The 25,878-nt window shown below is 70.5% G+C and carries 28 protein-coding genes; 3 read left to right on the top strand and 25 right to left on the bottom strand.

What is annotated here, in order from left to right:
• Nucleotides 1-165: 165 nt before the first annotated feature.
• The gene (locus tag ACTWJ8_RS27460; RefSeq protein WP_443260519.1) at nt 166-813 is read left to right on the top strand and encodes an LAETG motif-containing sortase-dependent surface protein; all 648 of its coding nucleotides are present in this window, start codon (nt 166-168) and stop codon (nt 811-813) included.
• Between the two features lie 79 nt (nt 814-892).
• On the opposite strand, the gene ACTWJ8_RS27455 is transcribed toward ACTWJ8_RS27460, so the two are convergent.
• The 4 genes from ACTWJ8_RS27455 to rlmN all read right to left on the bottom strand — a co-directional run bounded on the left by ACTWJ8_RS27455 (nt 893) and on the right by rlmN (nt 6,021).
• Nucleotides 893-1,930, bottom strand: coding sequence for an ABC transporter ATP-binding protein (locus tag ACTWJ8_RS27455; RefSeq protein WP_443260518.1), 1,038 nt, complete (start codon nt 1,928-1,930; stop codon nt 893-895).
• A gap of 4 nt (nt 1,931-1,934) precedes the next feature.
• Nucleotides 1,935-3,617, bottom strand: coding sequence for an ABC transporter permease (locus ACTWJ8_RS27450; protein ID WP_443260517.1), 1,683 nt, complete (start codon nt 3,615-3,617; stop codon nt 1,935-1,937).
• Nucleotides 3,593-4,687 (bottom strand): thiamine ABC transporter substrate-binding protein, encoded by a 1,095-nt coding sequence (locus ACTWJ8_RS27445; protein WP_356389039.1) that lies wholly within the window; start codon nt 4,685-4,687, stop codon nt 3,593-3,595. Before ACTWJ8_RS27445 ends, ACTWJ8_RS27450 begins: the two co-directional genes overlap by 25 nt.
• Before the next feature lie 227 nt (nt 4,688-4,914).
• Nucleotides 4,915-6,021, bottom strand: a complete 1,107-nt coding sequence (gene rlmN / locus ACTWJ8_RS27440) for a 23S rRNA (adenine(2503)-C(2))-methyltransferase RlmN (RefSeq protein WP_356389037.1) — start codon at nt 6,019-6,021, stop codon at nt 4,915-4,917.
• 73 nt (nt 6,022-6,094) lie between these two features.
• On the opposite strand from rlmN, the gene ACTWJ8_RS27435 reads away from it, so the two are divergent.
• Nucleotides 6,095-6,484, top strand: coding sequence for a hypothetical protein (locus ACTWJ8_RS27435; protein WP_443260516.1), 390 nt, complete (start codon nt 6,095-6,097; stop codon nt 6,482-6,484).
• Here ACTWJ8_RS27435 and ACTWJ8_RS27430 read toward each other — a convergent pair.
• The 7 genes from ACTWJ8_RS27430 to rpsB form a co-directional block, all read right to left on the bottom strand.
• Nucleotides 6,471-7,562 carry a hypothetical protein gene (locus ACTWJ8_RS27430; RefSeq protein WP_443260515.1) on the bottom strand — a complete coding sequence of 364 codons (1,092 nt, stop codon included), beginning with the start codon at nt 7,560-7,562 and terminating at the stop codon, nt 6,471-6,473. The two genes, ACTWJ8_RS27435 and ACTWJ8_RS27430, sit on opposite strands and share 14 nt — an antisense overlap.
• A 157-nt stretch (nt 7,563-7,719) precedes the next feature.
• Entirely contained in the window at nt 7,720-8,373 is a 654-nt protein-coding gene (locus ACTWJ8_RS27425; RefSeq protein WP_356389025.1) for a YceI family protein, read from the bottom strand.
• A gap of 178 nt (nt 8,374-8,551) precedes the next feature.
• Nucleotides 8,552-9,817, bottom strand: coding sequence for a phosphatidate cytidylyltransferase (locus ACTWJ8_RS27420; RefSeq protein ID WP_443260514.1), 1,266 nt, complete (start codon nt 9,815-9,817; stop codon nt 8,552-8,554).
• 32 nt (nt 9,818-9,849) lie between these two features.
• Entirely contained in the window at nt 9,850-10,407 is a 558-nt protein-coding gene (frr, locus tag ACTWJ8_RS27415; protein ID WP_356389023.1) for a ribosome recycling factor, read from the bottom strand.
• Nucleotides 10,408-10,561: 154 nt separating this feature from the next.
• Entirely contained in the window at nt 10,562-11,332 is a 771-nt protein-coding gene (gene pyrH, locus ACTWJ8_RS27410; RefSeq protein WP_356389021.1) for a UMP kinase, read from the bottom strand.
• A gap of 171 nt (nt 11,333-11,503) precedes the next feature.
• The gene (gene tsf, locus ACTWJ8_RS27405) at nt 11,504-12,340 is read right to left on the bottom strand and encodes a translation elongation factor Ts (protein WP_356389019.1); all 837 of its coding nucleotides are present in this window, start codon (nt 12,338-12,340) and stop codon (nt 11,504-11,506) included.
• 123 nt (nt 12,341-12,463) lie between these two features.
• A complete protein-coding gene (gene rpsB, locus ACTWJ8_RS27400; RefSeq protein WP_356389017.1) occupies nt 12,464-13,342 on the bottom strand; it encodes a 30S ribosomal protein S2 in 879 nt (292 codons plus the stop codon).
• A gap of 286 nt (nt 13,343-13,628) precedes the next feature.
• Between rpsB and ACTWJ8_RS27395 the strand changes: the two genes are divergently transcribed.
• Entirely contained in the window at nt 13,629-14,177 is a 549-nt protein-coding gene (locus ACTWJ8_RS27395; protein WP_443260513.1) for a murein hydrolase activator EnvC family protein, read from the top strand.
• 36 nt (nt 14,178-14,213) lie between these two features.
• Here ACTWJ8_RS27395 and ACTWJ8_RS27390 read toward each other — a convergent pair whose 3' ends face one another.
• The 14 genes from ACTWJ8_RS27390 to rimM form a co-directional block, all read right to left on the bottom strand.
• Entirely contained in the window at nt 14,214-14,771 is a 558-nt protein-coding gene (locus tag ACTWJ8_RS27390; protein WP_356389075.1) for a TetR/AcrR family transcriptional regulator, read from the bottom strand.
• A gap of 82 nt (nt 14,772-14,853) precedes the next feature.
• A complete protein-coding gene (gene whiG, locus ACTWJ8_RS27385) occupies nt 14,854-15,696 on the bottom strand; it encodes an RNA polymerase sigma factor WhiG (protein ID WP_356389015.1) in 843 nt (280 codons plus the stop codon).
• A gap of 350 nt (nt 15,697-16,046) precedes the next feature.
• Nucleotides 16,047-17,387, bottom strand: coding sequence for a DNA-processing protein DprA (gene dprA, locus ACTWJ8_RS27380; RefSeq protein ID WP_443260512.1), 1,341 nt, complete (start codon nt 17,385-17,387; stop codon nt 16,047-16,049).
• Nucleotides 17,384-19,006, bottom strand: coding sequence for a YifB family Mg chelatase-like AAA ATPase (locus tag ACTWJ8_RS27375; protein ID WP_356389011.1), 1,623 nt, complete (start codon nt 19,004-19,006; stop codon nt 17,384-17,386). The genes dprA and ACTWJ8_RS27375 overlap by 4 nt, the downstream gene beginning before the upstream one ends.
• Nucleotides 19,006-19,389, bottom strand: a complete 384-nt coding sequence (locus ACTWJ8_RS27370) for a YraN family protein (protein ID WP_443260511.1) — start codon at nt 19,387-19,389, stop codon at nt 19,006-19,008. Before ACTWJ8_RS27370 ends, ACTWJ8_RS27375 begins: the two co-directional genes overlap by 1 nt.
• A 134-nt stretch (nt 19,390-19,523) precedes the next feature.
• Entirely contained in the window at nt 19,524-19,832 is a 309-nt protein-coding gene (locus ACTWJ8_RS27365) for a DUF2469 domain-containing protein (protein WP_055510545.1), read from the bottom strand.
• A gap of 55 nt (nt 19,833-19,887) precedes the next feature.
• Nucleotides 19,888-20,418 (bottom strand): NUDIX hydrolase, encoded by a 531-nt coding sequence (locus ACTWJ8_RS27360; RefSeq protein ID WP_356389009.1) that lies wholly within the window; start codon nt 20,416-20,418, stop codon nt 19,888-19,890.
• Nucleotides 20,411-21,151: a signal peptidase I gene (gene lepB, locus ACTWJ8_RS27355; RefSeq protein WP_356389007.1), complete on the bottom strand. Its 741-nt coding sequence runs from the start codon at nt 21,149-21,151 to the stop codon at nt 20,411-20,413. The genes ACTWJ8_RS27360 and lepB (ACTWJ8_RS27355) overlap by 8 nt, the downstream gene beginning before the upstream one ends.
• A 93-nt stretch (nt 21,152-21,244) precedes the next feature.
• Nucleotides 21,245-22,213: a signal peptidase I gene (gene lepB, locus ACTWJ8_RS27350; RefSeq protein WP_443260510.1), complete on the bottom strand. Its 969-nt coding sequence runs from the start codon at nt 22,211-22,213 to the stop codon at nt 21,245-21,247.
• A complete protein-coding gene (gene lepB, locus ACTWJ8_RS27345; protein WP_443260509.1) occupies nt 22,101-23,213 on the bottom strand; it encodes a signal peptidase I in 1,113 nt (370 codons plus the stop codon). The genes lepB (ACTWJ8_RS27350) and lepB (ACTWJ8_RS27345) overlap by 113 nt, the downstream gene beginning before the upstream one ends.
• Nucleotides 23,206-23,910 (bottom strand): signal peptidase I, encoded by a 705-nt coding sequence (lepB, locus tag ACTWJ8_RS27340; RefSeq protein WP_443260508.1) that lies wholly within the window; start codon nt 23,908-23,910, stop codon nt 23,206-23,208. The genes lepB (ACTWJ8_RS27345) and lepB (ACTWJ8_RS27340) overlap by 8 nt, the downstream gene beginning before the upstream one ends.
• A gap of 78 nt (nt 23,911-23,988) precedes the next feature.
• On the bottom strand, nt 23,989-24,339 hold the full coding sequence (rplS, locus tag ACTWJ8_RS27335) for a 50S ribosomal protein L19 (protein ID WP_356388999.1): 351 nt from the start codon (nt 24,337-24,339) through the stop codon (nt 23,989-23,991).
• A 132-nt stretch (nt 24,340-24,471) separates the two neighbouring features.
• Nucleotides 24,472-25,293 carry a tRNA (guanosine(37)-N1)-methyltransferase TrmD gene (trmD, locus tag ACTWJ8_RS27330; RefSeq protein WP_356388997.1) on the bottom strand — a complete coding sequence of 274 codons (822 nt, stop codon included), beginning with the start codon at nt 25,291-25,293 and terminating at the stop codon, nt 24,472-24,474.
• Nucleotides 25,290-25,847: a ribosome maturation factor RimM gene (gene rimM / locus ACTWJ8_RS27325; RefSeq protein ID WP_356388995.1), complete on the bottom strand. Its 558-nt coding sequence runs from the start codon at nt 25,845-25,847 to the stop codon at nt 25,290-25,292. Before rimM ends, trmD begins: the two co-directional genes overlap by 4 nt.
• Between the last annotated feature and the right edge of the window lie 31 nt (nt 25,848-25,878).

Genomic DNA, 25,878 nt, shown 5'->3' with positions numbered 1-25,878 from the left:
GCGTTGGGTCAAGCGGGGGTCAAGAGTGGCGCATGAGCTCCCTCGTGTCTTGACCGCCCGTCACGGTCACCGATAAACCAGCGGTGACCGTGGGGGTGTTGAGCTTCGAGGTGCGTTCGCGCCGCGCCGCACCCCTTCTCTTCCCAGTACCCGTGAAGGACAGCTGTGTCCGTAGCCCCCCGCATAACCTCCAGATCCGCGCGTCTCGCCGTGGTCGCCTGTGGCGCCGCGGCCCTCACCCTCGGCGTCGCCGACACCGCGCTCGCGTGCAACATCAGCGAGTTCTCCGCCGAGGCGTCGTGCTCCGGCGAGCAGGGCGTCATCACCGTCGTCGACAAGGACGCCTCCGGCACCCCGGCGACGGTCTCCGTCTTCCTCAGCACCGACGGCTCGGAGAAGCTCATCGGTACGCAGGACGTGACCGGTACGCGCGAGGGCGCGACCGTCACGTTCAAGGAGAACTGGCAGCCGAACGCCACCTATCGCGTCCACGTGAAGGCCGGCAACCAGGTCGACGAGGACATCAAGCCGAATGTGACGGCGCCGGGCAAGGCGTGCGCCACGACGCCGGAGAAGCCGGCGCCGTCGACGAGCGCTCCGGCGCCGTCCAAGCCGGCTCCGTCGAAGCCGGCGCCCTCGAAGAGCGCTCCGGCGGCCCCGGCCCCGAGCAACTCCGCCTCCCCGGCGGGCGGTTCGGACCTCGCCGAGACGGGCGCGAGCAGCAACACCCCGATCATCGCCGGCATCGCGGCCCTCCTGGTCGCGGCGGGTGCGGGCGTGGTCTTCGCTCTGCGCCGCAAGACGTCCCGCTGACCGTTGTCCCACCCTGCCGCCTAGGGCGGCAGGGTGGGCAAGGCGGCGCCCCGGTGCCGCGCAACGGAAAACGAGGGTGCTAAGGGGTCGCCGCCGGCAGCACCACGACCTCCGCCTCGTCGAAGGCGACCCCGACCACGTCCCCCGGCTCCGGCGCGGAGCGCAGCGCGCAGGCCGCCTCCAACCGCGGCGCATCCCCCGGCTGCAAGTGCAGCGCAACATGCGTCCCCCGGAAGGTCCGCGCAGCCACGACACACGTCAGCTGCGCCTCGGCCACCGGCACGACCCGTACCCCCGCAGGCCGCACAAGCAGCCGGCACTCCCCGTCAGCCGCCCCCTCGGGCACCGGCACCTTCCCCCACGGCGTATCGGCGACCGCCCCCGTCACCGTCGCCCCCACCACGTTGTCGAACCCGAGGAACCGCGCCACGAACTCGTCCGCCGGGTTCTGCCACACCTCGAGCGGCGTCCCGCTCTGCGCGATCCGCCCGTCCCGCATCACCACGACCCGGTCGGCCAGCGCGAACGCCTCCCCCTGATCGTGCGTGACCGCGAGCACGGTCGTCCCCAACTCACCGAACAGCTCGCGGAGTTCGACGACGAGCCGCTCCCGCAACGACCGGTCGAGCTGCCCCAACGGCTCGTCCAGCATCAGCAACCGCGGCCTCGGCGCCAACGCCCGCGCGAGCGCCACCCGCTGCTGCTCCCCACCGGACAGCTCCCCGACCGCACGCCGCTCCGCCCCCGGCAACCCGACGAGCGCGAGCAACTCCCGTACCCGCTCCGCCTGTTCACGCTTCCCGGCCCCGCGCATCCGCAGCCCGAACGCGACGTTCCGCCCCACGTCCCGCTGCGGGAACAGCTGGTGGTCCTGGAACATCAGGCCCACGCCCCGCTTGTGCGCGGGCACCCCCGCCTGATCGGCCCCGCCGAGCGACACCCGCCCACCGTCCAGCGGCTGCAACCCCGCGACGGCCCGCAGCAGCGTGGACTTCCCGCTCCCGCTCGGCCCGAGCACGCACACGATCTCGTGCTCGGCCACCTCGAGGCCCACCCCGTCGAGTACGGCGCGCCCACCGAACCGTACGGTCGCGTCGTCCAGCTCCAGCAGCGACATCAGATCAGAACTCCCCGGTCGAGGCCTTGGCGGGCCGCACACGTTCAAGCACAAGGAGCGCGGCCGCGCACACCACCATCAGTACGGTCGAAAGCGCCATCGCCTGCCCGTAGTTGAGCTCCCCCGCGCGCCCCAGCAGCCGCGCCACGGCCACCGGCAGCGTCGGATTGTCGGGCCGCGCGATGAACACCGTCGCCCCGAACTCGCCGAGCGACACCGCGAAGGCGAACCCCGCCGCGACCAGCAGCGCCCGCCGCACCATCGGCAGGTCGACCTCCCGCCACGCCCGCAGCGGCGACGCCCCGAGCACCGCCGCGGCCTCCCGCAGCCGCCCGTCGACGGCCCTCAGCACCGGCAGCATCGTCCGTACGACGAAGGGCACACCCACGAGCGCCTGCGCGAGCGGCACCAGGATCCACGACGACCGCAGGTCCAGCGGCGGCTCGTCGAGCGTGATCAGGAACCCGAAGCCGACGGTCACCGCCGACACCCCGAGCGGCAGCATCAGCAGCGCGTCGAACCCGCGCACGAGCCGCCCCGCGCGCCGGGTGAGCGCCGCTGCGGCGAGCCCACCGATGACGACGGCGATGGCCGTGGCGGCGAGCGCGTACTGGAGGGAGTTCCAGACGGCGTTGATCGGCGCTACGAGGAAGGTGCCGCCGTCGGCGTTCCCGAGCGCCCGGTAGTACCCGAACCCGTACCCGCCGGGCGCATCGAGCGACCGTTCGACGAGCACGCCGAGCGGCAGCACGATCAGCAGCGCGACGGAGCCGAGCACCCCGCCGAGCAGCGCCCACTGCCCCGCGCCGCGCGGCCGCCGCGACGTCCCCGCCGCGTCCACGAGCCGCAGCGCGCTCTCCCGCCGCCGCACGGTCCACGCGTGCACACCGAGAATCAGCCCGACGGCGACGAACTGCACGATGGTCAGCACGGCCGCGGTGGAGAGATCGAAAATCTGCGCGGTCTGCCGGTAGATCTCGACCTCGAGCGTCGAGAACCCGGGTCCGCCGAGGATCTGCACGACGCCGAAGGACGTGAACGTGAACAGGAACACCATGAGCGCGGCAGCGGCGACCGCGGGCCCGAGCGCCGGCAGCGTCACCCGCCGCCACGCCGCGAACCGCGAGGCGCCGAGCATCCGCGCGGCCTCCTCCTGCCGGGGGTCGAGCTGCGCCCAGAGCCCGCCGACGGTCCGCACCACGACCGCGTAGTTGAAGAAGACGTGCGCGAGCAGGATCGCCCACACGGTGGTGTCGAGCCGGACGCCCCACACCTCGTCGAGCAGCCCGCCCCTCCCGACGAGCGCGAGGAAGGCGGTGCCCACGACGACGGTCGGCAGCACGAACGGCACGGTCACCACCGCCCGCAGCACCTGCTTGCCCGGGAACTCGAACCGGGCGAAGACATACGCCCCCGGCAGCGCGATCAGCAGCGTGAGCGCCGTCGACGCGAGCGCCTGCCACACCGTGAACCACAGCACGTGCCGGATGTCCGACTGCCCCAGCACGTCGAACAGCCGCCCGATCTGCCAGCCGCCGTCCACGTGCAGCCCGCGCTCGACGATCGCGACCACGGGGTAGGCGAAGAACAGCCCGAAGAACACGACGGGCAGGGCCATGAGCCCGATCCGCGCCGCGTTGCCGGTGCGTCTCTTCGGAACGGCTACTTCAGTACGAGCGACGTCCACGACTTCACCCAGTCGTCCCGGTGGTCCGCGATCTCGCGCGGGCTCATCGTCTCGGGATCGTCGATCTTCACCGCGTACTTGGTGTAGTCGGCGGGCGCGGTGGCGTTCTTCGTGACGGGGTCGACGAACATGTTGAGCGGCATGTCCTCCTGGAACTTCTTGGAGACCAGGAAGTCGAGCAACGCCTTGCCGCCCTTCTCGTTCCGCGCCCCGTTCAGCAGCCCCGCGAACTCGACCTGCTGGAAGCAGGTCCCCTTCGCCACCCCGACCGGCGAGGTCTTCGGCTGCGGATCGGCGTACACGGCCTCGGCGGGCGGCGAGGACGCGTACGAAACCACCAGCGGCCGATCGCCCCCGGCCTTCTTCCCGCCGGCGCTGCCGCTGAACTCCTCGTTGTACGCCTGGTCCCAGCCGTCGACGACCTTCACGCCGTTGGCCTTCAGCTTCTTCCAGTACGCCTGCCAGCCGTCGTCGCCGTACTTCGCGGCGGAGCCGAGCAGGAAGCCGAGGCCGGGCGACGACGTGGCCGCGTTCTCCGTGACCAGCAGGTTCTTGTACGCGGGCTTGGCCAGGTCGGCGAAGGAGGCCGGCGGCGCGAGGTCGTGCTTCTTGAAGTACGCCTTGTCGTAGTTGACGCAGAGCGACCCGGTGTCGACGGGCGTGACACGGTCCTTGCCCTTGTCGAGCCGGTACTCGCTCTTCACGTCCCCGAGCCCCTTCGCGCGGTACGAGGAGAAGATCCCGTTGTCGAGCGCGCGCGAGAGCAGGGTGTTGTCGACGCCGAAGAAGACGTCGCCCTGCGGGTTGTCCTTGGAGAGGATCGCCTTGTTGACGGCCTGACCGGCGTCGCCGTCCTTGAGGACCTTGACCTTGTACCCGGAGCTCTTCTCGAAGTCCTTGAGCACGCCCTTCGACACGGCCCACGAATCGTGGCTCACGAGGGTCACGGTCTTCGCGTCACCGCCCGCGGCACCCGAGCCGCCGGAGGACCCGCACGCGGACAGGGCGACGAGCCCGACCCCCACGGCCACGGAAACGTACGCGGTGGCGGCCGCCTTCTTGCTTCTCACTTCTTCATTCCTCCTGGAGCTGACCAGGAGAAGACGCGGCCCTGCCCGGAGTCCCTCGGGAGCTCCGGGCAGGGCGCAACAGCTTGAGTGGTGTCCGAACTTCCTACCCGGAATGACCCGGGCAAGGTCCAGAGGGTCTGCGGCCGATGCCGCACTCTCAGCGCTGTGGCGCTCCCCTGTCGGAATTGCAGATGCAGTTGTCGTACTACTTGTTTCCTGTGGCCAGATTACCGCTCGGTGGCGGCCAGCTGTCCACAGGCTCCGTCGATCTCCTGGCCACGGGTGTCCCGAATGGTCACCGGCACACCATGTGCGGCGATGGCCTCGACGAAGGCCTTCTCGTCCTCGGGCCGCGAGGCGGTCCACTTCGACCCGGGGGTCGGGTTCAGCGGGATGAGGTTGACGTGCACGGGCTTGCCCTTGAGCATCCGCCCGAGCCGGTCCCCGCGCCACGCCTGATCGTTGATGTCCCGGATCAGCGCGTACTCGATCGACAGCCGGCGCCCGGACTTCGCGGCGTACTCGAACCCGGCGTCGAGCACCTCCCGCACCTTCCACCGCGTATTGACCGGTACGAGGGTGTCGCGCAGTTCATCGTCCGGAGCATGCAGCGAAATGGCGAGCCGACACTTCAGCCCCTCATCCGTGAACCGATTGATGGCGGGCACGAGCCCGACCGTCGACACTGTGATCCCGCGCTGGCTGAGCCCGAGCCCGTCCGGCTCCGGGTCGGTGAGGGCGCGGATGGCCCGGATGACCCGCTTGTAGTTGGCGAGCGGCTCGCCCATCCCCATGAACACGATGTTGCTGAGCCGCGCGGGCCCCCCAGGAATCTCACCATCCCTGAGCGCACGCATCCCATCAACGATCTGATGCACGATCTCAGCAGTCGACAGATTCCGGTCGAGCCCGGCCTGCCCGGTGGCACAGAACGGACAGTTCATGCCGCACCCGGCCTGCGACGAGATGCACATGGTCACGCGGTCCGGATACCGCATGAGCACACTCTCGACGAGCGTCCCGTCGAACAGCTTCCACAGCGTCTTGCGCGTGGTGTCGTTGTCGGTCGACAGATGCCGCACGACGGACATCAGCTCCGGCAGCAACGCCTCCCGCAGCTTGTCGCGCGACCCGGCGGGGATGTCGGTCCACTCCGCGGGGTCGTGCGCGTACCGCGCGAAGTAGTGCTGCGACAGCTGCTTGGCGCGAAACGGCTTCTCACCGATCGCGGCAACAGCTTCCTTCCGCTCAGCGGGCGAAAGATCAGCAAGGTGCCGCGGCGGCTTCTTGGCCCCGCGGGGGGCGACAAAGGTCAGTTCTCCGGGCTTAGGCATAGCGCTTCCAGTGTCGCAGACAATCGGAGGTGACCTGGCGCCGTCGCCCGGGGGCCTCTGGCAGGATCGCCGCATGGGGAGTGAGTATGTGCGGTTTCAGGCGGTCGTGCCGGATGAGAAGGGCCAGTTCAAAGGCGTGTTCGGGCTCGTCAACAATCTGGCCCGGAGTGGGCAGCTGAGTGTTGAGCAGGAGCGGGTTCGGCGGGAGGGGAACGCGTGGTACGACGCCGCGTACCCCGACCCGTCGCGCGTCGATCCGGGCGTGTACGACCCCGACGTGAACCCCGGCGCCGCCGCCTGGTTCAAGGTGTCGGCCACCCATCTCATCGAGCGGGTGGCCGGGTACCTGGAGATTCTGGACGCGCACGGGGTGGACTGCCGGGAGGTGCGGTCCAGCGCGCCGGGGCGTGTGGTGTACGAGGACGACGTGCAGGTCGTGGTGGTGCCGGCTACGAACGCGTAGCCGTACCGCAGTCGGCGTTCGCCGAGTCCTTCATGCGGGACTCCAACGACGTGCTGCGGTCGTACGGGTCCACCGACGGGCCTCCCGGAGGCGCGTGGTTCTCGTCGAACGTCGGCGTCAGGTAGCCCGTGGGCGTGCCGCAGCCGGCGTTCGTGGTGTCGGAGCGGTAGGAGACGACGGAGAACGTGCCGGGCTCCGTGACGATCTTCTTCGGGTCGTCCCAGCTCATGACCACCTCGCGGCGCACGATCGTGCGCGCCACCTGGTCGCTCTCCTGGTCGGCGGGCGCCACCGGATAGACGTACGTGACGTCGGTCGTCACCTGGAGGGCGCCGCGTTCCCCCTCCTCGTACGTGATGCGGCCGCGCGTTCTGACGACGTCGCCGACGAGGCGGACCTTGGACGGGTCGAAGCGGCTGAAGAGGCGTACGGGGTCGTGGGTGCGGGTCGGGGTGCGGAAGGCCTTCGACAGGTAGGTCGTCATGTCCCGCTGGTGCGGGTTCATGAGGGCGATGGCCCTGGTCGGGCGCTTGCCGCGGAGGACCGACGCGTCGAGGTTGGAGGCTTCCAGGAAGTCGAGCGACTTCCGCAGCGCCTGCTCGACCTGGCTCTCGCTCATCCATCCGGTCGCCCGCGCCTCGGGCACCCCGATGCCGTCGCGACCGTCGCGCCAGCGCGCCGCCGGTGAACTGCGGAACGGCTCCCTCAGAGTGGGCCGTTCCGCCGCCGCCTGCGTCGGTGGTGGACCGGAGGGGCGGGTGGACTCCGTTGCGAGGGGAGTCGACCTGGAGGCGCCGAAGCCGAACCAGCCCGTCACCCGCCCGGGGTCGAGCGCCACGACCACCAGCGCCGCCGCGGCCAGCAGCCCCACCACGTACCAGCCCTTGCCTCGTCGGCGCCGGGGCGGCTGATGGCCCCGCCACGGTTCCGGCGCGCCCGGCCCCTGCTCCGCCAGACGCCGCGTCACCATCCGCGCCCGCGCCGACGGCTCCTCGGGCGCCCCCGCTGCGCCGGCCTCCGCTTCGCGTAGGAAGCGCTCCCACTCCTCGTCCGGTATGGACTCCTTGCCCGACGCCACGCCGGTCCCCACCCTTCTGACGTGCCGGCCCCTCCCCAGGGCCGTTCACATGTCGCGCATCATCACACACCCCCGCCGCCCCAGTAAGACGCAAGCGGCCCCCTGCCCACGCCTTGCGCGCGGATCGGGGGCCTTGAGATGCCGGTGTGCGGTGGCGTCAGCCCCCGGACGGCATGCGGATCGCCGCGATGTCGAACTGGAGGCGGACCTTTTCGCTGACCATGTTGCCGCCCTGCGCGAGGCGGGCGTTGTACGTGAGACCCCAGTCGATGCGGTTGATGGTGGTGGTGCCGTCGAAGCCGACGCGCTCGTCCCCGAAGGCGTCGGTGACGAAGCCGATGTAGGTGAGGTCGAGGACGACCGGACGGCTGACGTCCTTGATGGTGAGGTCGCCGTGCATGCGGTAGACGTCCGGCTCGGCGAGCTCCACCGCGGTGCTCTTGAAGGTCATACGGGGGTACTGGGCGGCGTTGAGGAAGTCGCGGCCGACCACGTGGGCGTCCCGCTGCTCGACGCCCGTGTCGACGCTGCCCGTGGCAAGGACGAGTTCGGCGGAGGACCGGGTCGGGTCCTCGCCGTCGAAGTAGAGGCGGCTCCGGTAGTCCGTGAAGGCGCCGCGCACGGTCGTCACCATGGCGTGCCGCACGGAGAAACCGATTCTGCTGTGTGCGGGGTCGACCATCCAGGCGCCGGTGAGCGCCGCCATGGACGGGTCGTGACCGGCGGGATCGAGTACGGCGGTGCCGGCGGCCCCCGGAGCAGCGGATCCCTCTGCACGCCGGGATGAGAAGCTGCGGCCGAAGATGTTCATGGGGCGTTGTTACGCGAGGGTAAGAAACGCTCGCAAGCCCCCCTCAACGAACCCGACCACCTTCGTGAACAGGTCTTCACAAGTCCCCTGGGGTACGTATACGAAGAGCCCCCGTCCGGTTACGGACGGGGGCTTCCACCAGGCTTTTCGATCCGCTCAGGAGCCGACTTCGACCCGCTCAGGAGCCGACGAACAGCACCAGGAGCAGCCACACGACCGGCGCCGTGGGCAGCAGCGAGTCGAGCCGGTCCATGATGCCGCCGTGCCCCGGCAGCAGCGTCCCCATGTCCTTGATCCCGAGGTCCCGCTTGATCATGGACTCGCCGAGGTCGCCGAGCGTCGCGCTGGCCGCGACGAGCGCACCCATGACCAGGCCCTGCCACCACGTGCCGTCGTCCACCAGGAACTGCATGCAGAGCACGCCGGCCACCATGGCGAACGAGACGGCTCCGACCAGGCCCTCGCGGGTCTTGCCGGGGCTGATGCGCGGCGCGAGCTTGTGCTTGCCGAAGCGCCAGCCGACGGCGTACGCCCCGGTGTCGCTGACGACGGTCAGGATCAGGAACGTGAGCACGCGCCACGCTCCGTCGTCCGCCGTGAGCATCATCGCCACGAAGGTCGCGAGGAACGGCACGTAGAAGGCCGCGAAGACCCCCGCCGTGACGTCCTTGAGGTAGCCCTCGGGCGGCTCGGTCATCCGCCACACGAGGACGGCGAGCGCGGTCAGCGCCATGGCCACCCAGGCACCCTCGGCGCCGCGTACGTATCCGGCCACCACCATGGCCGCTCCGCCGACGGCGAGCGGCACGAGCGGCGCCTTGATGCCCTTGCGCTCGTCGAGCCGCGAGGTCAGCTCCCAGAGGCCGACGACGACGGCGACCGCGATCACTCCGACGAACACGGCCTTGACGATGAACAGCGACGCGATGATCACCGCGCCGAGACCGACGCCCACGCCTATGGCCGCACCGAGGTCCCGGCCCGCGCTCTTCTTCTTGGGCGGCTCGGGCCGCGCGGGCTCCGCCGGGTGGGGCGCCTGCGCGTGCTGCTCGGCCGGCTCGGGCCGCTGCGGCGCCTCGTCGCGGAACAAGGGGCCACTCAGCCGAGCGGCCCCCCGGTCGTCCTGGTCGTCGCCCCTTCCGTCACCAGAGGGCGTGTCAGGCATATCGGGCACGATGGGCATGGGCCGAGTCTCATCGACCGCGTGCCGTTCGTACGCGGGACCCGCCGGAGCGCGCCCCTGCTCGTACGACGGGCCGTGGCCGTACGCCGGGCCCTCGTACCCCGAGCCGTCGCCGTACGCCGAGCCCTCGCCGTACGCCGGCACCTGCCCGTACGCGGGGCCCTGACCAGGAGCGGGCCCATGGCCGGGAGCGGACCCGTGGCCATCGGTCGGGCCCCAGTGTCCGGGCCCGGTCGGCGCCCCCCAGGAAGAGTCGTTCACGGATTCCTCGAACCTCGATCTTCCGCGCTCGCTCAGACTTCGAGCAGCTCGGCTTCCTTGTGCTTGAGCAGCTCGTCCACCTGGGCCACGTACTTGGCGGTGGTGTCGTCGAGTTCCTTCTCCGCGCGACGGCCCTCGTCCTCGCCGACCTCGCCGTCCTTGATCGCCTTGTCGATGGTGTCCTTGGCCTTGCGGCGCACGGAGCGGATCGACACCTTGGCGTCCTCGGCCTTGGCCTTGGCGACCTTGATGTAGTCCTTGCGGCGCTCCTCGGTCAGCTCCGGGAAGACCACTCGGATGATGCTGCCGTCGTTGCTCGGGTTGACGCCGAGGTCGGAGTCGCGGATCGCCTGCTCGATGTTGCGCAGCGCGCTCTTGTCGAACGGGGTCACCACGGCCATCCGCGGCTCGGGCACCGAGAACGAGGCCAGCTGGTTGATCGGCGTCAGCGCGCCGTAGTAGTCGGCCACGATCTTGTTGAACATCGCCGGGTGCGCACGCCCTGTGCGGATCGCGGCGAAGTCCTCCTTGGCGACGACGACGGCCTTCTCCATCTTCTCCTCGGCCTCGAGGAGGGTCTCTTCGATCACCACTTGCTCCTGCGTGTCTTGAGTGAGGCCCGGCCGGGCACGGGGGCGCGGTCGGCTGCGTCGCGTGTCTTTCCTGCACGGTGTCCGACCGGCAGGACATTGTCCATCCCTCGGGAACCCCCAAGGACACGGGGCTCCCGGGAGACAGGAGGGGTCAGGCTCGGGTGCCCTGTTCGCCCACGAGGGTCCCGATCTTCTCACCCTTGACGGCACGGGCGATATTGCCCGACGTGAGGAGCTCGAAGACGAGGATCGGCAGCTTGTTGTCGCGGCACAGGGTGATCGCGGTCATGTCCGCGACCTTGAGGTCGCGCGTGATGACCTCGCCGTAGCTGAGCGCGTCGAACTTCACGGCCTCGGGGTTGGTCTTGGGGTCGGAGTCGTAGACACCGTCGACCCCGTTCTTGCCCATGAGCAGCGCCTCGGCGTCGATCTCCAGGGCGCGCTGCGCGGCGGTGGTGTCGGTGGAGAAGTACGGCATTCCCATGCCGGCGCCGAAGATGACGACGCGGCCCTTCTCCAGGTGGCGCACGGCTCGCAGCGGGATGTACGGCTCGGCGACCTGCCCCATGGTGATGGCGGTCTGCACGCGGCAGTCGATGCCCTCCTTCTCCAGGAAGTCCTGGAGGGCCAGGCAGTTCATGACCGTGCCGAGCATGCCCATGTAGTCGGAGCGGGCGCGGTCCATGCCGCGCTGCTGGAGCTCGGCGCCGCGGAAGAAGTTGCCGCCGCCGATGACGACGGCGATCTGCCAGCCGTCCCGTACGACGGCCGCGATCTCACGGGCGATGGCGTGCACCACGTCGGGGTCGACGCCCAGACCCCCGCCCCCGGCGAACGCCTCGCCGGAAAGCTTCAGCAGAAAGCGCCCCGCGCCTTTGCCTGCGTCGCTCTTGTCACCTGTGTCGGCCTGGGTGGTGGTCATGGGATTCTCGCCTCTTTTGCTTGGCACACATACGAAAGAGGCCACTGCCGGTGGGGTGGTTCGCATCCCATGCGCGGCAATGGCCTCCTCGTCACAACTGCGGTCGTCCGGCGCGAACCCGGACGACTGCTGTCGACCCTAGCGGGGTCTCGCGTTCGTCGCGGTACGGACTCAGATGCCGACCTTGATGCGCGAGAAGCGCTTCAGGGTGACACCGGCCTCCTGGAGGACCTTCTCGACGGACTTCTTGTTGTCGAGGGCGTACGGCTGACCGAGCAGCGTGGCCTCCTTGAAGAAGCCGTTGACGCGACCCTCGACGATCTTCGGGAGCGCGGCCTCGGGCTTGCCCTCGGCGCGGGTGGTCTCCTCGGCGACGCGGCGCTCGGACTCGACGACCTCGGCCGGGACGTCCTCGCGGGAGAGGTACTTCGGCGCGAAGGCGGCGATGTGCTGGGCGACGCCCTTGGCCAGCTCGGCGTCGGCCTTGTCCAGCTCGACCAGGACACCGATCTGCGGGGGCAGGTCGGGCATGGTGCGGTGCATGTACGCGGTGACGTAGGCGCCGGAGAACTGCGCGAAGCGGTCCAGGACGATCTTCTCGCCGAGCACGGCGTTGGCCTCGTCGACGTACGCCTGGACGGTCTTGCCGGCCTCGATCTCGGAGGCGAGCAGGGCCTCGATGTCGGCGGGGTTCGTCTTGGCGACGTGCGCGGCCAGCTCGTTCGCGACGGCCTGGAACTTCTCGCCCTTGGCGACGAAGTCCGTCTCGCACTTCAGCTCGACGATGACACCGGAGGTGTTGTCGTCGGCGATGAGGGAGACGACGGCACCGTTCTCGGCGGAGCGGCCCTCGCGCTTGGCGACGCCCTTCTGGCCCTTGATGCGCAGGGCCTCAACGGCCTTGTCGACGTCGCCGTCGGCCTCGTCGAGCGCCTTCTTGCAGTCCATCATGCCGACGCCGGTGAGCTCGCGGAGCTTCTTGACGTCAGCGGCGGTGTAGTTCGCCATGATCCTGGTTTTCTCTCTACGAAGTCTGAAGCAGTGTGAGAACGAAGGTGACGGTCATGGGGTGACGGCGGGGGCCGAAGCCGACCCCCGCCGTCATCCTCATGAAACCGAATCCCGAACGGGTCAGGCCTTGTCGGCGTCCGCGGCCGGGGCCTCGGCGGGGGCGGCGGCCTCGGCGGCCGGGGCCTCCTCGGTCTTCGCCTCGGCCTTGTCGTCGGCCTTCTTCTCGCCCTCGAGCAGGTCGCGCTCCCACTCGGCGAGCGGCTCGCCCTGGGCCTTCTCGCCCGGCTTCTGGTCGCCCGCGGCAACGCCGGAGCGGGCGATGAGGCCCTCGGCGACGGCGTCGGCGATCACGCGGGTGAGCAGGGTGACGGAGCGGATCGCGTCGTCGTTGCCCGGGATCTTGTAGTCGACCTCGTCGGGGTCACAGTTCGTGTCGAGGATCGCGACGACCGGGATGTTGAGCTTCCGGGCCTCGCCGACAGCGATGTGCTCCTTCTTGGTGTCCACGATCCAGACGGCGCTGGGAACCTTGGACATCTCACGGATACCGCCGAGGGTCTTCTCCAGCTTGGCCTTCTCGCGCGAGAGCACGAGAAGCTCCTTCTTGGTGAGACCGGACGCGGCGACGTCCTCGAAGTCGATCTGCTCGAGCTCCTTGAGGCGCTGCAGACGCTTGTAGACGGTCGAGAAGTTGGTGAGCATGCCGCCCAGCCAGCGCTGGTTCACGTAGGGCATGCCGACGCGGGTGGCCTGCTCGGCGATGGCCTCCTGCGCCTGCTTCTTCGTGCCGACGAACATGACCGTGCCACCGTGGGCGACGGTCTCCTTGACGAACTCGTAGGCGCGGTCGATGTACGACAGCGACTGGAGCAGGTCGATGATGTAGATGCCGTTGCGCTCCGTGAAGATGAAGCGCTTCATCTTCGGGTTCCAACGACGGGTCTGGTGACCGAAGTGGACGCCGCTCTCCAGCAGCTCCCGCATCGTGACGACGGCCATGGCCGTACTCCTTGTGTTTTCTCGGTTGTTTCCTGACGCCCACTGCGTGTGCCTGCCGCGTACGCTCGGGTCTTTCGAGCCGTCCGTACGGGACCGATAGGCCACTGACACGGCCTGTGAGGGCCGGTGTCGGGGCGTGCGAAGTCGATCCGGTGGGCCGGATCGCCACATGAAGTGTACGGGACCCGCGAGGTACCGGGTGACGCCGCTGTCCACAACCGCCCGGTAGTCCACGTTTCCCGGCCATGATCCCTGCGGGAGCGCTCCGCGGAGGAACCTGAGCGCCATGCGGAAACTACTCACGGTGACGATGGCGGCGGTGCTGCTGCTCCTGGCGCTCGGGCCCGCGGCCCGGGCCGGGGACGCCCGGTTCTGGCCGGTGGGCGAGCCTGGCGGGCGGCCGAAGGTGGTGCGCGCCTGGGCCCCGCCCGCCTCGCCCTACGCCCCCGGGCATCGCGGCGTGGACCTGGCGGCGCCCATCGACGCTCCCGTACGCGCGGTGGCCGGCGGTCGGGTCTCGTTCGCGGGCGAGGTCGCGGGCAGAGGCGTGCTCTCCATCACGCTCCCGCGCACCGGGGGCCCACCCCTGCGCACGACGTACGAGCCGGTGACGGCGCTGGTGAGACGGGGTGCGAAGGTCAGGGCCGGCGAGGTGGTGGGCACGGTGCAGTTGCCTACGGGGCACTGCCCGCCGGCCGCCCGCTCCTGCCTCCACTGGGGGTTGCGCAGGGGTGCGGTGTATCTGGACCCCTTGTCGCTGCTCGGCCCTTCGGCGCTGCACGGCAGGCCGTCGCGGCTGCTGCCGGTGTGGGGGTGGGCGTGGCTGTGGACGTGACCCGGCGGCGGGCGGCAGCGAGCGGTGTCAGGCCTGTCAGCCCTGGACGCCTCGGAGGGCCATGGCCACGGCCGCGTCGACGATCACGTCGGGCTCCTCCGCCGCGCCCAGCTCGATCCTGCGGACGGCCGCGTCCACGACGCCCTGGAGCAGCATCGCCGCGAGCCGCGGCTGCGCGTGCCCCATCTGCTCCAGCGCCTCGACGATCATCGCCACGAGCCCGCCGTGCGCCGCCCGGATCTTCTCGCGTGCGCCCGCGTCCAGCTCGCTCGCGGAGATGGCGACGACCGCGCGGTGCCGCCTGTCCCCCACCAGCGCCAACTGCTCACGGACGTACGCCTCGACCTTGCCCTCGGGGGTGGTGGCGCGCGCCATCCCGGCCTCGACCTCGGCGGCCCACACCGGGAAGTCGACCGCGCACAGCTCCTCGACCACGGCAGCGCGGGACTTGAAGTACTCGTAGACGGACGACCGCGCGAGCCCCGTCCGCTCCGCGAGCGCGGGGAACGTCAACGCCTCCGTCCCGCCCTCGGACAGCAGGGAACGCGCGGCGTCCAGAAGGGCGTCGCGCTGCATCGACCGGTGCTCGGCCACGGAGGCCGCTCGAATCCTAGGCACGTCTCCACTTTACGAAGATGCCTCCCGCGACGGGAGTCGACGGGCTCTTCCCGGTCGCTCAGCGGCCGAAGCTCGCCAGCTTGGCGCGCAGCTGGAGGACGGATTTCGTATGGATCTGGCTGACCCGGCTCTCGGTGACCCCGAGCACGTTCCCGATCTCGGCGAGCGTCAGGCCCTCGTAGTAGTAGAGCGTGACGACGGTCTTCTCGCGTTCGGGCAGCGTGTTGATCGCCCGCGCCAGGAACCGACGCAGCTCCCGGTCCTCTGCGACCTCCACCGGATTGTCCGCCGCGTGGTCCTCGAGGGTGTCCAGGAGGCTGAGCCGGTCACCGCCGCCTTCGCTGCCCACGTGCAGCAGTTCCTCCAGCGCCACCACGTTGGCCAGCGACAACTGGCTGAAGACCGCGTGCAGATCCTCGAGCGCGACGCCCATCTCCGCGGCCACCTCGCTCTCCGAAGGAGTGCGCCGCAGCTGCGCCTCCAAGGTGGCGTAGGCCCGCTCGACGTTCCGCGCCTTCTGCCGCACCGAACGCGGAATCCAGTCCAGCGCCCGCAGTTCGTCGATCATCGCGCCGCGGATCCGGGTGATCGCGTACGTCTCGAACTTGATCTCGCGGTCGATGTCGAACTTCTCGATCGCGTCGATCAGCCCGAACACTCCCGACGAGACGAAGTCCGCCTGCTCCACATTGGGCGGCAGCCCCACGCTGACCCGGCCCGCCACGTATTTCACCAGCGGCGAGTAGTGCAGGATCAGCTGCTCCCGCAGCCGCTCGTCGCCCGTCGCCTTGTACGACCTCCACAGCTCCTCGAGGGAGGAGGGAGCCGGAGGCCGCACGCTGGAGCCGCGCGCGGAGGGGGGTGCCGCCGCCCGGTCGGATCCGGAGGTGTGTTGTGGCATGCGCCGCCTTGTGCCGTTCTGCTGCTGCGTACCCAGGAAACCGAGGGTGCTTGCCGTACTGGTCGCTGTGATCGCTCTGCCTGTGAAGATGCCGTGTCGCCCGTCTGGTGCTGCCCGGTCCGAGCCACCCGCCCGATTCCGGACGGAGGGGACGAACCCGGGATCCTGGTGAGCGTAGCGTGACTGGAGCGTCGCAGTGTGCGAAGGGTGCGAGATCACCGTTGCGCAGATACGTTCCCTTCGTCGACTCGCGTGGACGGTTCCGGCGCCCCGGCCGACCGGGTCGGAGCGCCAACTGCCGGAATTGCCAAGGCCATCGGGGTGTCATCCGGACGGCGCAACGCTCGGCGTCAGGGCAGCTCCCTTCCGGGAAAGACCGATTCCCTCGCCTGGCGTGTCAACTGCCAGCCCTCGCCGTGTCGTTCGACGAACCCCAACGAGCGCAGTTCGTACAGCCTGGCGATCGTCTCGTCCTCGCCCGTCCCCGCGCCCCGGCCGACCTGGGCGACGCCGCACGTGCCGCGCGCGGGCAGCGCGGCGAGCACCCGGGCCGCGGCGGGCGGCAGCAGGTCGCGCGGCAGCACCGGGCCGCGCCGCTCGGGCGCCAGCTCGCCCATCTCCCCGACCAGCTCGACGACTTCCGCCGCGTCGGTCACCAGCACCGCCTCCTTCCGCAGCAGTTCGTGCACTCCGGCGGAGACGCTGCTGGTCACGGGCCCGGGGACGCCCATCGCGTGCCGCCCGAGACGCTGCGCCCAGCGGGCCGTGACGAGCGCTCCGCTGCGGTACGCGGCCTCGACCACGACCGTCCCTCTGGTGAGCGCCGCGATCACCCTGTTCCGCAGGATGAAGCGGCTGGGTGTGGGGTGATCACCGGGCGGCAACTCGCCGATCACGAGCCCCTGTTCCGCGACCCGGTCGATCAACTGTGTGTGGCCCCTCGGGTAGATCCGGTCGATGCCGCAGGCCAGCACGGCGACCGTCGCCCCGGTCGCGCCCAGGGCCCCGCGGTGCGCTGCGGCGTCCACCCCGTAGGCCCCGCCGGAGACCACGACCCAGCCGCGCTCGGCGAGCCCGGCGCCGAGGCTGGCGCCCATCCGCACCCCGTAGTCGGTGCAGGCCCGGGCTCCCACCACGGCCACCGAGCGCAGCGCCCACATCCGCAGGTTCGGCCCGCCCCGCACCCAGAGCCCGATCGGCCGCCCGTCCCCCAGGTCGTCCAACTGTCCCGGCCACTCGGCGTCCCCCGGGCACACGAATCTGGCCCCCGCCGTCGCCGCCCGGTCGATGTCCCGCTCGGCGGGTGGGGCGTCCGCCGCCCGCGCGACGAGGCCGGCCCAGCGGTCGGACCGCACCCCCGGCAGCTGCGGCTCCGCCCCGCCAGCCTCGATCCGCCGCACCGTCTCCACGGCCCCGAACTCCCGCAACCACTGCCCTGCGACCTCCCACCCGGGCTCGACGATCCGGGTGAGCCGCACGCGTGCGAGCCGCGTCTCGTCCCGGGGTGGAGCGGTCCCCGGGCCGTCGACGACCTCGGGTGCGGCGCCGGCGACGGCCTCGGGCGCGGCGCCGGCGACGGCCCCAGACACGGCGCCGGTGGCCGCCTCGGACGCGGCGCCGGTGGCGGCGCTGTTCGCGCTGGTGGACGTCGATTCGCCCTCGGCCCCGGCAGGCCCCACGACCCCCGTCATGCCCCCGCCCCGATCGTCATCGGCACCCCGCGCGAGATTCCCGTCCGTAGTTGGAGCGCGAGGGCCACGTCCTGGGCGAAGGGGCGGTCGCGGCCCGCGAGGTCCGCCACCGTCCAGGCCACCCGCAGCACCCGGTCGAGTCCGCGTGCGGTGAGGAAGCCGCGCTCCAGGTCGAGCTCCGCCTCGTCGAGCGCGCCGGGAGCGGCAGGCCAGCGGGTGCGCAGGGCGTGGCCCGGCACCTCGCTGTTGGTCCGCCACGGGGTGTCCGCGTACCGCGCCGCCGCCCGCTCCCTGGCCTCCCGCACCCGGTCCGCGACGACCTTGCTGCTCTCGCCCCGCGGCCCGTATCCCGCCAGTTCGTTGCGGGTGACGGCGTCGACCTCCACGCGAAGGTCGACCCGGTCGAGCAGCGGACCGGAGAGCCTGGCCTGGTAGCGGCGGACGGTGGCCGGCGGGCAGTCGCACTCGCCGCCCAGAGCCCGGTACTGCCCACAGGGGCAGGGGTTCGCGGCGAGCGCCATCAGGAAGCGCGCGGGCAGCCGTACCACCCCTGCGCTGCGCGCGATGGTCACGTGGCCCGCCTCCAGGGGCTGGCGCAGGGCGTCGAGGGCCTGGCCGCTGAACTCCGGGGCCTCGTCGAGGAACAGCACGCCCCGGTGCGAGAGCGAGACCGCGCCGGGGCGGGCCACGCCGGGGCCGCCACCGACGAGGGACTGCATGGTCGCCGAGTGGTGCGGCGCGCAGTACGGCGCGGTGTCGATCATGGATGTGCCGGGCGGCAGCATTCCCGCGACCGAGTGAATGGCCGTGACCTCGAGGGCCTCCTCACGGGTGAGGGTGGGCAGGACGGCGGGGAGTCGCTCGGCCAGCATCGTCTTGCCCGCGCCCGGTGGCCCGGACAGCATCACGTGGTGCGCGCCCGCCGCCGCGACCTCGATCGCCGTCCGCGCGGAGAGCTGACCGACAACATCGGCGAGGTCGGGGCCCGGCCCGTCGTGCGCGGAGCCGCCGAGGCCCGTGCCGACACCGCTGCCCGGCATGCTCAGCCCGGCGAGCATCGGATCGGGGCGCCCCGATTCCGCCACCACGTCCTCCTCGGGCACCGGCTCGTCCGTGAGCACGGCGATGAGCTGGCGCAGGCTGCGGACGCCGAGGACCGACACCCCGGGCACGAGGGAGGCCTCGCCCGCCGTGCACTCGGGGACCACCACCTGCTCGTAACCGGCGTCGGCCGCAGCGAGGACGGCCGGGAGCACGCCGCGCACCGGTCGCACCCGCCCATCGAGACCCAGCTCCCCGATCATCACGATGTCGGCGAGGATCCGCGGGTCGATCCGCTCGGCGGCCCCGAGCACCGCACAGGCGACGGCGAGGTCGAAGCCCGAGCCGCCCTTCGGCACGGACGCCGGGCTCAGTCCCACGGTGAGCTTCTTCTGCGGCCAGTCGCACCCGGAGTTGACCACCGCGGCCCTGACCCGGTCGCGGCTCTCGGTCAGGCTCTTGTCGGGCAGCCCCACCAGAGTGAACGCGGCGATGCCCGGCTCCAGGTCTGCCTGCACCTCGACGACGACGCCCTCGACTCCCACGAGGGCCACGGAACACGTACGCGCGAAGCCCATCAGGAGACCCCCCGCACGTGCTCGACGCGGGGTGCTCCGCGCTCCGGGAGGAGCACGCCCACAAGGTCGATGCGGACGCCGCCGGGCGGCGCTCCCCCGTGCTCCTGCACCCAGCGCTCGGCGAGATCGCGCAGCCGCGCCGCCTTCACGGGTGTGATCGCGGCCATCGGATGCTCGAAGGCCCCGCCCCCGGACCCGCCGCTTCTGCCGCTGCGCGTCTTGACCTCGCACACGACGACGGCGTCGCCGTCCCGCGCCACGATGTCGATCTCGCCCGACCTGCCCGCGCGCCAGTTGCGCGCGAGCACCGTCATCCCGGCCTCGGTCAGCCGCCGCGCGGCCAGATCCTCGCCGTACTTCCCCAGTGCTCCCCGTGCGTTCACGTCGGCACCACCTCCGGCACCCACGCTGACGCGTGCGCGATCCAGAAGTGGATCTTGGTGAACTACCGACGGGTTGTGGAAAACCCCGCCACTCCGGCACCCCGGCACCCCGGCGCGCCCTCACGCGCAGCCGCTCAGCTGCTCGGAAGCTCCAGGTCGCTCTTGTTGAGCTCCTCGATGTTCACGTCCTTGAACGTGAGCACGCGGACCTGCTTCACGAAACGTGCGGGCCGATACATGTCCCACACCCAGGCATCCGCCATCGACACCTCGAAGAACACCTCGCCCTGGACCGAGTGCACCTGCATCTCGTAGTCGTTGGTGAGGTAGAAACGCCGCTCGGTCTCGATCACGTATTTGAACAGACCGACGACGTCGCGGTACTCCCGGTAGAGCTTCAGCTCCATCTCGGTCTCGTACTTCTCGAGGTCCTCGGCGCTCATGGCATGTTCCCCTTCAGCCGTGCGTCCCCCTATTGTGCGCCAGCCTCGTGCGCCTCTAGACGATTTCCGTGTCGAGGACCTCGGGCCGGCTCGGGGGACCTTCGTCGAGCAGCCGCTTCAGCAGCCCGGCGAGTCTGGTCGGATACACCGTCTCATGCGCCTCGGCCAGTTCCCCGCACGTCCACCAGCGCGCTCCGGCGACGCTGCGGCGCTCCAGGTCGGTCAGGCCCGTCGCATTGATCTCCCCGTGCCCCGCCGAGACCGTGCTCGTACGGGCCAGGAAGTACCACTCGTCCTGGTCCCAGCGCCGACCGGCGAACGGGAAGGAGCAGATCCGCTGCCACAGCACAGGCCCCAGTTCGACGTCGGTGATGCCGGTCTCCTCTGCCAGTTCCCGCAGGGCGGCCTCTTCACGCGTCTCGTCGCCCTCCAGGCCGCCGCCCGGCGTGAACCACCAGTCGTTCGCGGTGTCGCCCGGCTCGTGCCCGTGCAGCAGCAGGATCCGGCCCTCGGGGTCGAGCAGCACGACACGGGCGACCTTGCGCAGCTCCGGGCCGAGCTCCGGCACCTCGGCGGGCTCAGGCACGGACCGGCTCCGCGGCCCTGCCGCTGGGGCGCCGCCGCGAGCGCTTCGCGATCGGCCCGTACGCCGCGCCGCCGAGCACGAGGACCGCGCCCACGACGACGGCGGCGAGCTGTGTCTTGATCGGCCCGGGCTGCGAGATGCCGCCCGGCAGCGCCTCGAAGCCGGTGGGCTTCTTCATCCCGGCCATGGGCCACGCCAGGGCGTCCACGCGGCCCTGTACGGCGCCACGCTCCACCGAGCCGTTCTCGCTGTCGCCGATGTGCGCGCTGGAGTCGAGGGAGTCGGAGCGGTGGTCACCGAGGAGGAAGAGCCGGCCCTGCGGGACGGTCGTGGTCCTGATGCCGGTGAGCGAGGCGCTCTCGCCCTTGGGGAGGTACGGCTCGTCGATCTGCTTGCCGTTCACGGTCAGCTTGTTGTCGGTGCAGCAGGCGATCTTGTCGCCGCCGACGCCGACCACGCGCTTCACCATAGGAACGTTTCCCCAGGTCGCTTCCTGGAAGACGACGACATCGCCGCGCTTGACCTCGCTGCCGTCGATCCGCTCGGCGAGCACCCGGTCGCCTGCCTTGATCGTCGGGTCCATGGAGTCGGTCGGGACCGTGTACGGCTGGTAGACGATGGCGCCCCAGACGAAGCCGCCGAGGAACAGCACACAGCCGAGGGCCACGGCTATGCCGGACAGTGCGCTGCCGACCTTGCCGTGGCCCTCATTCGTACGACGCGTCCTGCTCATCCCAGTTGCTCCCGCGGTTCGGAGAAGTCGATCTCGTCGAACCAGCCCCGGAGCGGCACGGATCACGGAAGATCGGCGATCTGGGACGGCACCCTACCGGGCGCCACCGGTCGCAGAAACCCTGGTGTTCCCCTCGGTAACGCGCTGATTGATCTTGCGCCTGCGCCACAGCACCAGCGGCGCGGCACCCGCGAGTCCGAGCGCGCCCGGCGCCACGTTGGCCACCGCGTTCAGGCCCGACTGGTCGAAGGTGTCGGGCACCGGCAGCGTGGACCAGTGGGTGGGCGGCCAGGCGACGACGATGGCGCGGCCCACGACGTTGTCGACGGGGACGAAGCCGTTGTTCTTGTCGTTCTGGTGGTAGCGCGAGTCCATGGAGTCCTGGCGGTGGTCGCCCATGACCCAAACTTTGCCCTCGGGAACCTTCACCTTGAACGTTCCACCCGCGTTGTCGTCGCTGCACGGGGTGTTGCCCGGGTAGACGTACGGCTCGCTGAGCGCCTTGCCGTTGACCTTGAGCGGCCCCGTGCCGTTGCACTCGACGGTGTCGCCGCCGACGCCCACGACGCGCTTGATGAGGTCCTTCTCGTCGGCGGACGGCATCAGGCCGACCCAGCTGAGCACCTGCTGCACCGCGTTCGGCTCCGGCGTCGGCTCGCCCTCGAGCCAGCTCGCCGGGTCGTGGAAGACGATGACCTCGCCGCGCTCGGGCTCCGAACCGAACCAGGGGGTGAGCTTGTCGACCAGGACCCGGTCGCCGATCTTCAGCGTGTTCTCCATCGACGCCGAGGGGATCGAGAACGCCTGGACCAGGAACGTCTTGATCAGCAGCGCCAGGATCAGCGCGATGCCGATGAGGAGCGGCAGCTCCTTCCAGAAGGACCGCTGCTTCTTCGCTCCGCTCCGCGACGAACCGCCCGAGCGTTCCTCGCGGTCGCCCGGGGCGGCGTCATCCGCCTCCGGCACCCGCTCCACGGGACCCGGACCCGCCGCGTCGTCGGTTCGCCCGGGCTCCTCTTCGGGGCCATGCCCTGACCGTGCGCCGACCGCCAAGTCCCCCACATCCACTCCTCACTCCGTGCCGCTGCCTGATCCGTATCCGATGCAGGCCCACCACTCCCATAACGAGCGGGAGTTCCGCAGGGGTCGGGAGGGGGATAAATCCGTCCGAATCCGAAGCGTTCGAGCCCGGTCCGGCACCGTACGTGGGGGCCACCCTATGCGACGTTCCTGAGGCCGCGGTCGACCCGTCCCCTTGCGCGTCGGCCACGGCCGCGAAGGTCGGAGGCTCGTCCAGTGAGGCCCAGTGTCCGACCGGCCACCCGATGAACCGGGCCCGCCCGACGACGGATTCCTCGGACACCGTCCCGTTGAACGCCTCGGTGAGGTGGTAGCGGGAATCGGCCGAGTTGGCGCGGTGGTCGCCCATCACGAACAGGCGCCCCGGGGGCACCTTCACGGAGAAGTCGAACTTCGAGGGGGCGTTGCCGGGGTGGATGTACGCCCGCTCCTCGAGGGGTGTTCCGTTGACCGTGACACGGCCCTGCTTGTCGCAGCACTTCACGGTGTCGCCGCCGACCCCCACGACCCGCTTGATGAGGTCGCGTTCGTTGTCGGACGGCAGCAGCCCGATCCAGGTCAGGCCTTCCTTGATCTGCTTGAGGCCGACCGGTGGGTCGCCCTTCGGCTTGGCCTCTTGTTCAAGCCATTTTCCCGGGTCGTTGAAGACGACGACGTCGCCGCGCTGCACCTTCGCGCCGAACCAGGGGGTGAGTTTGTCGACGAGGACACGGTCGCCGATCCGGATGGTCTGTTCCATGGAGCCCGACGGGATCACGAAGGCCTGCACGAGGAACGTCTTCAGTACGAGGGCGATGGCCAGGGCCACGCCTATGAGGAGGGGTATCTCCTTGAGGACCGAGCGCCTGCGGCGGCGCTTCACCTTGCGGGCGAGCTTGCGCCGCTCCGCCCTCCCCTGGTGCGCGGGGCCGCTGGTGGGCCTGCTGCCCGTGGGGAGCCGCTCGTCGCCGCCGTGACCGCGCTTCTTGCCCCGCCTACCCATGGGCGCCGCCGGGAGCGGGCACGCGCGCGTAGACGTCGTCACGCGTCAGGGAGTGCCAGTGTCCGGTCGGCCACGCGATCCACTCGGCCTTGCCGATCACCTGGTCCACGGGGACGAAGCCGCCGCCCGGCGCGCCCAGGTAGTCACGGGAGTCACGGGAGTCGCTGCGGTGGTCGCCGAGCAGGAAGAGGCTGTCCTCGGGGACCACGATGTCGAACGGCACCGCCGAGGGCGCGTCCCCGGCGTGCAGCACGGACCGCTCGTCCACGGACTTCCCGTTCACCGCGATCCTCCCCTTGCTGTCGCAGCAGACCACCCGGTCTCCCCCGACGCCCACGACGCGCTTGATGTAGTCGCCCTCCCCGAAGTACCCGCTGCCGTCGAAGACGACCACGTCGCCCCTGGCCGGCTCGGCACCGAAACGGTACGCCAACTTATTTACGAGAACGCGGTCCCCGACCCTCAAAGTGCTCTCCATGGAGCTGCTGGGGATCTGGAACGGCTTCATCACGAAGACGGTGAAGGCGAGCAGGAACGCCAGGCACAGCAGCACGGTCAAGGTGACCCGGCCGCCCGGCAGCCAGTCGACGACAGCGGACAGCAAAGAGGAGCGCGACCGGTCCTCCTCGCCCTGTGAGGTGTTCTCGTGGGGCTCGGAGGAGCGGTCGCGCTCCTCGTGCTGTGCTTCGGTGTCCATCGAGGCCAGATGTTATCCGGCCGCCCTGTGGACGCCGCAGGCGAGATGCGCCGGCGCCTCTCGAAGGCGCCGAGCGGCTCAGTTCTCGCGCTTCTCCTTGATCTTCGCGGCCTTGCCGCGCAGGTCACGGAGGTAGTACAGCTTGGCGCGGCGGACGTCACCCTTGGTGACGAGCTCGATCTTCTCGACGATCGGCGTGTGCACCGGGAAGGTGCGCTCGACGCCGACGGAGAAGGAGACCTTGCGGACCGTGAAGGTCTCGCGGACGCCGGCGCCCTGGCGGCGGATGACTACGCCCTTGAACTGCTGCACACGGGAGCGGTTGCCCTCGATGACGCGGACGTGGACGTTGACGGTGTCACCCGGGCGGAAGGCCGGGATGTCGCTGCGCAGCGACGCGGCGTCGACGGTGTCGAGCAGGTGAGACATGATCGTCTGCTTTCTTCGCCGATGCCACAGGTCATCGGCGGGAGGTATGCGATGAGTTTCGGTAGCTGTTCGCGTCGGGCCTTGCGTCGTTCCCCCTGTGGCAGGGGCGCAGGCTGGACGTACAGCAGCGGCCTATTCTTCCACGACGTCGGGCGTCGGCCCAAATCGTCCGTCGGGACGCGGTCCCCAGCCGAGGATGGAGAGCATTTCGCGGTCCTTCTTGTTGAAGGCCTTCGGGTCGGTGCGCTCGATGAGGTCGGGCCGATTGCGCACCGTGCGGCGCAGCGCCTCGTCGCGGCGCCAGCGGGCGATCTTGCCGTGGTGGCCGCTGAGCAGCACGTCGGGGATGTCCCGGCCGCGCCACTCGGGCGGCTTGGTGTAGACGGGCCCTTCAAGGAGGTTGGCCATGGCGCCCGGCGCGAAGGAGTCGTCCTCGTGCGACGCGGCGTTGCCGAGGACGCCGGGGAGCAGCCGGGCGACGGCCTCCGTGATGACGAGCACGGCGGCCTCTCCGCCCGCGAGGACGTAGTCGCCGATGGAGACCTCGTAGACGGGCATGCGGGTCGCGTACTCGTCGATGACGCGGCGGTCGATGCCCTCGTAGCGGGCGGGCGTGAAGACGAGCCAGGGGCGCTCGGAGAGCTCCACGGCGAGTTCCTGGGTGAAGGGGCGCCCGGAGGGCGTGGGAACGACCAGAGCGGGCTCCCGGGCCCCGTTCTCGTACCCGTCGGCGAGCACGTCGTCGAGGCAGTCGCCCCACGGCTCGGTCTTCATGACCATGCCGGGGCCGCCGCCGTAGGGGGTGTCGTCGACCGTGTTGTGCCGGTCGTACGTCCACTGCCTCAGGTCGTGCGCGTGCACGTCCAGCTGACCACGCGCGCGTGCCTTGCCGACGAGGGAGACGTTCAGCGGTTCCAGGTACTCGGGGAAGATCGTGACGACGTCGAGCCTCATGCGCCCTCTTCCTCCGCGTCGTCGCGGGAGGACGCGATCTCGGCGCGGTCGTCGATCAGTCCGGGCGGCGGGTCGATGACCGCCTTCTGCTCCTCGAGGTCGATCTCGGTGACGATCTCCTCGACGAACGGGATCATGACCTCGCTGCCGTCGGGCCGCTCCACGATGAACAGGTCCTGCGAGGGCAGGTGCGAGATCTCCGTGATCCGGCCGACCTCGGTGCCGTCGACCGTGACGACGTCGAGGTCCATGAGCTGGTGGTCGTAGAACTCGTCCTCTTCCTCGGGGAGTTCCTCGGGGTCCACCTCGGCGATCAGGAGCGTGTTGCGCAGCGCCTCGGCGCCGTTCCGGTCGCGTACGCCCTCGAAGCGCAGCAGCAGCCGGCCGGAGTGCACCCGGCCCGACTCGATGGTGAGCGGCCCCGCGGAGGCGGGGTCGGTGGCGAGGCGCGCGCCGGGGCCGAGCCGCAGCTCGGGCTCGTCGGTGCGCACCTCGATGGTGACCTCGCCCTTGATGCCGTGGGCGCGGCCGATGCGCCCCACTACCAACTGCACGTCGGAAACTCTCCTGTCAGCCCGCCAGGGG

Origin of the sequence: Streptomyces sp. SDT5-1, from assembly GCF_052245995.1 — a bacterium.
GTDB lineage: Bacteria > Actinomycetota > Actinomycetes > Streptomycetales > Streptomycetaceae > Streptomyces.
This window is presented reverse-complemented; position numbering and strand designations above follow the sequence as displayed.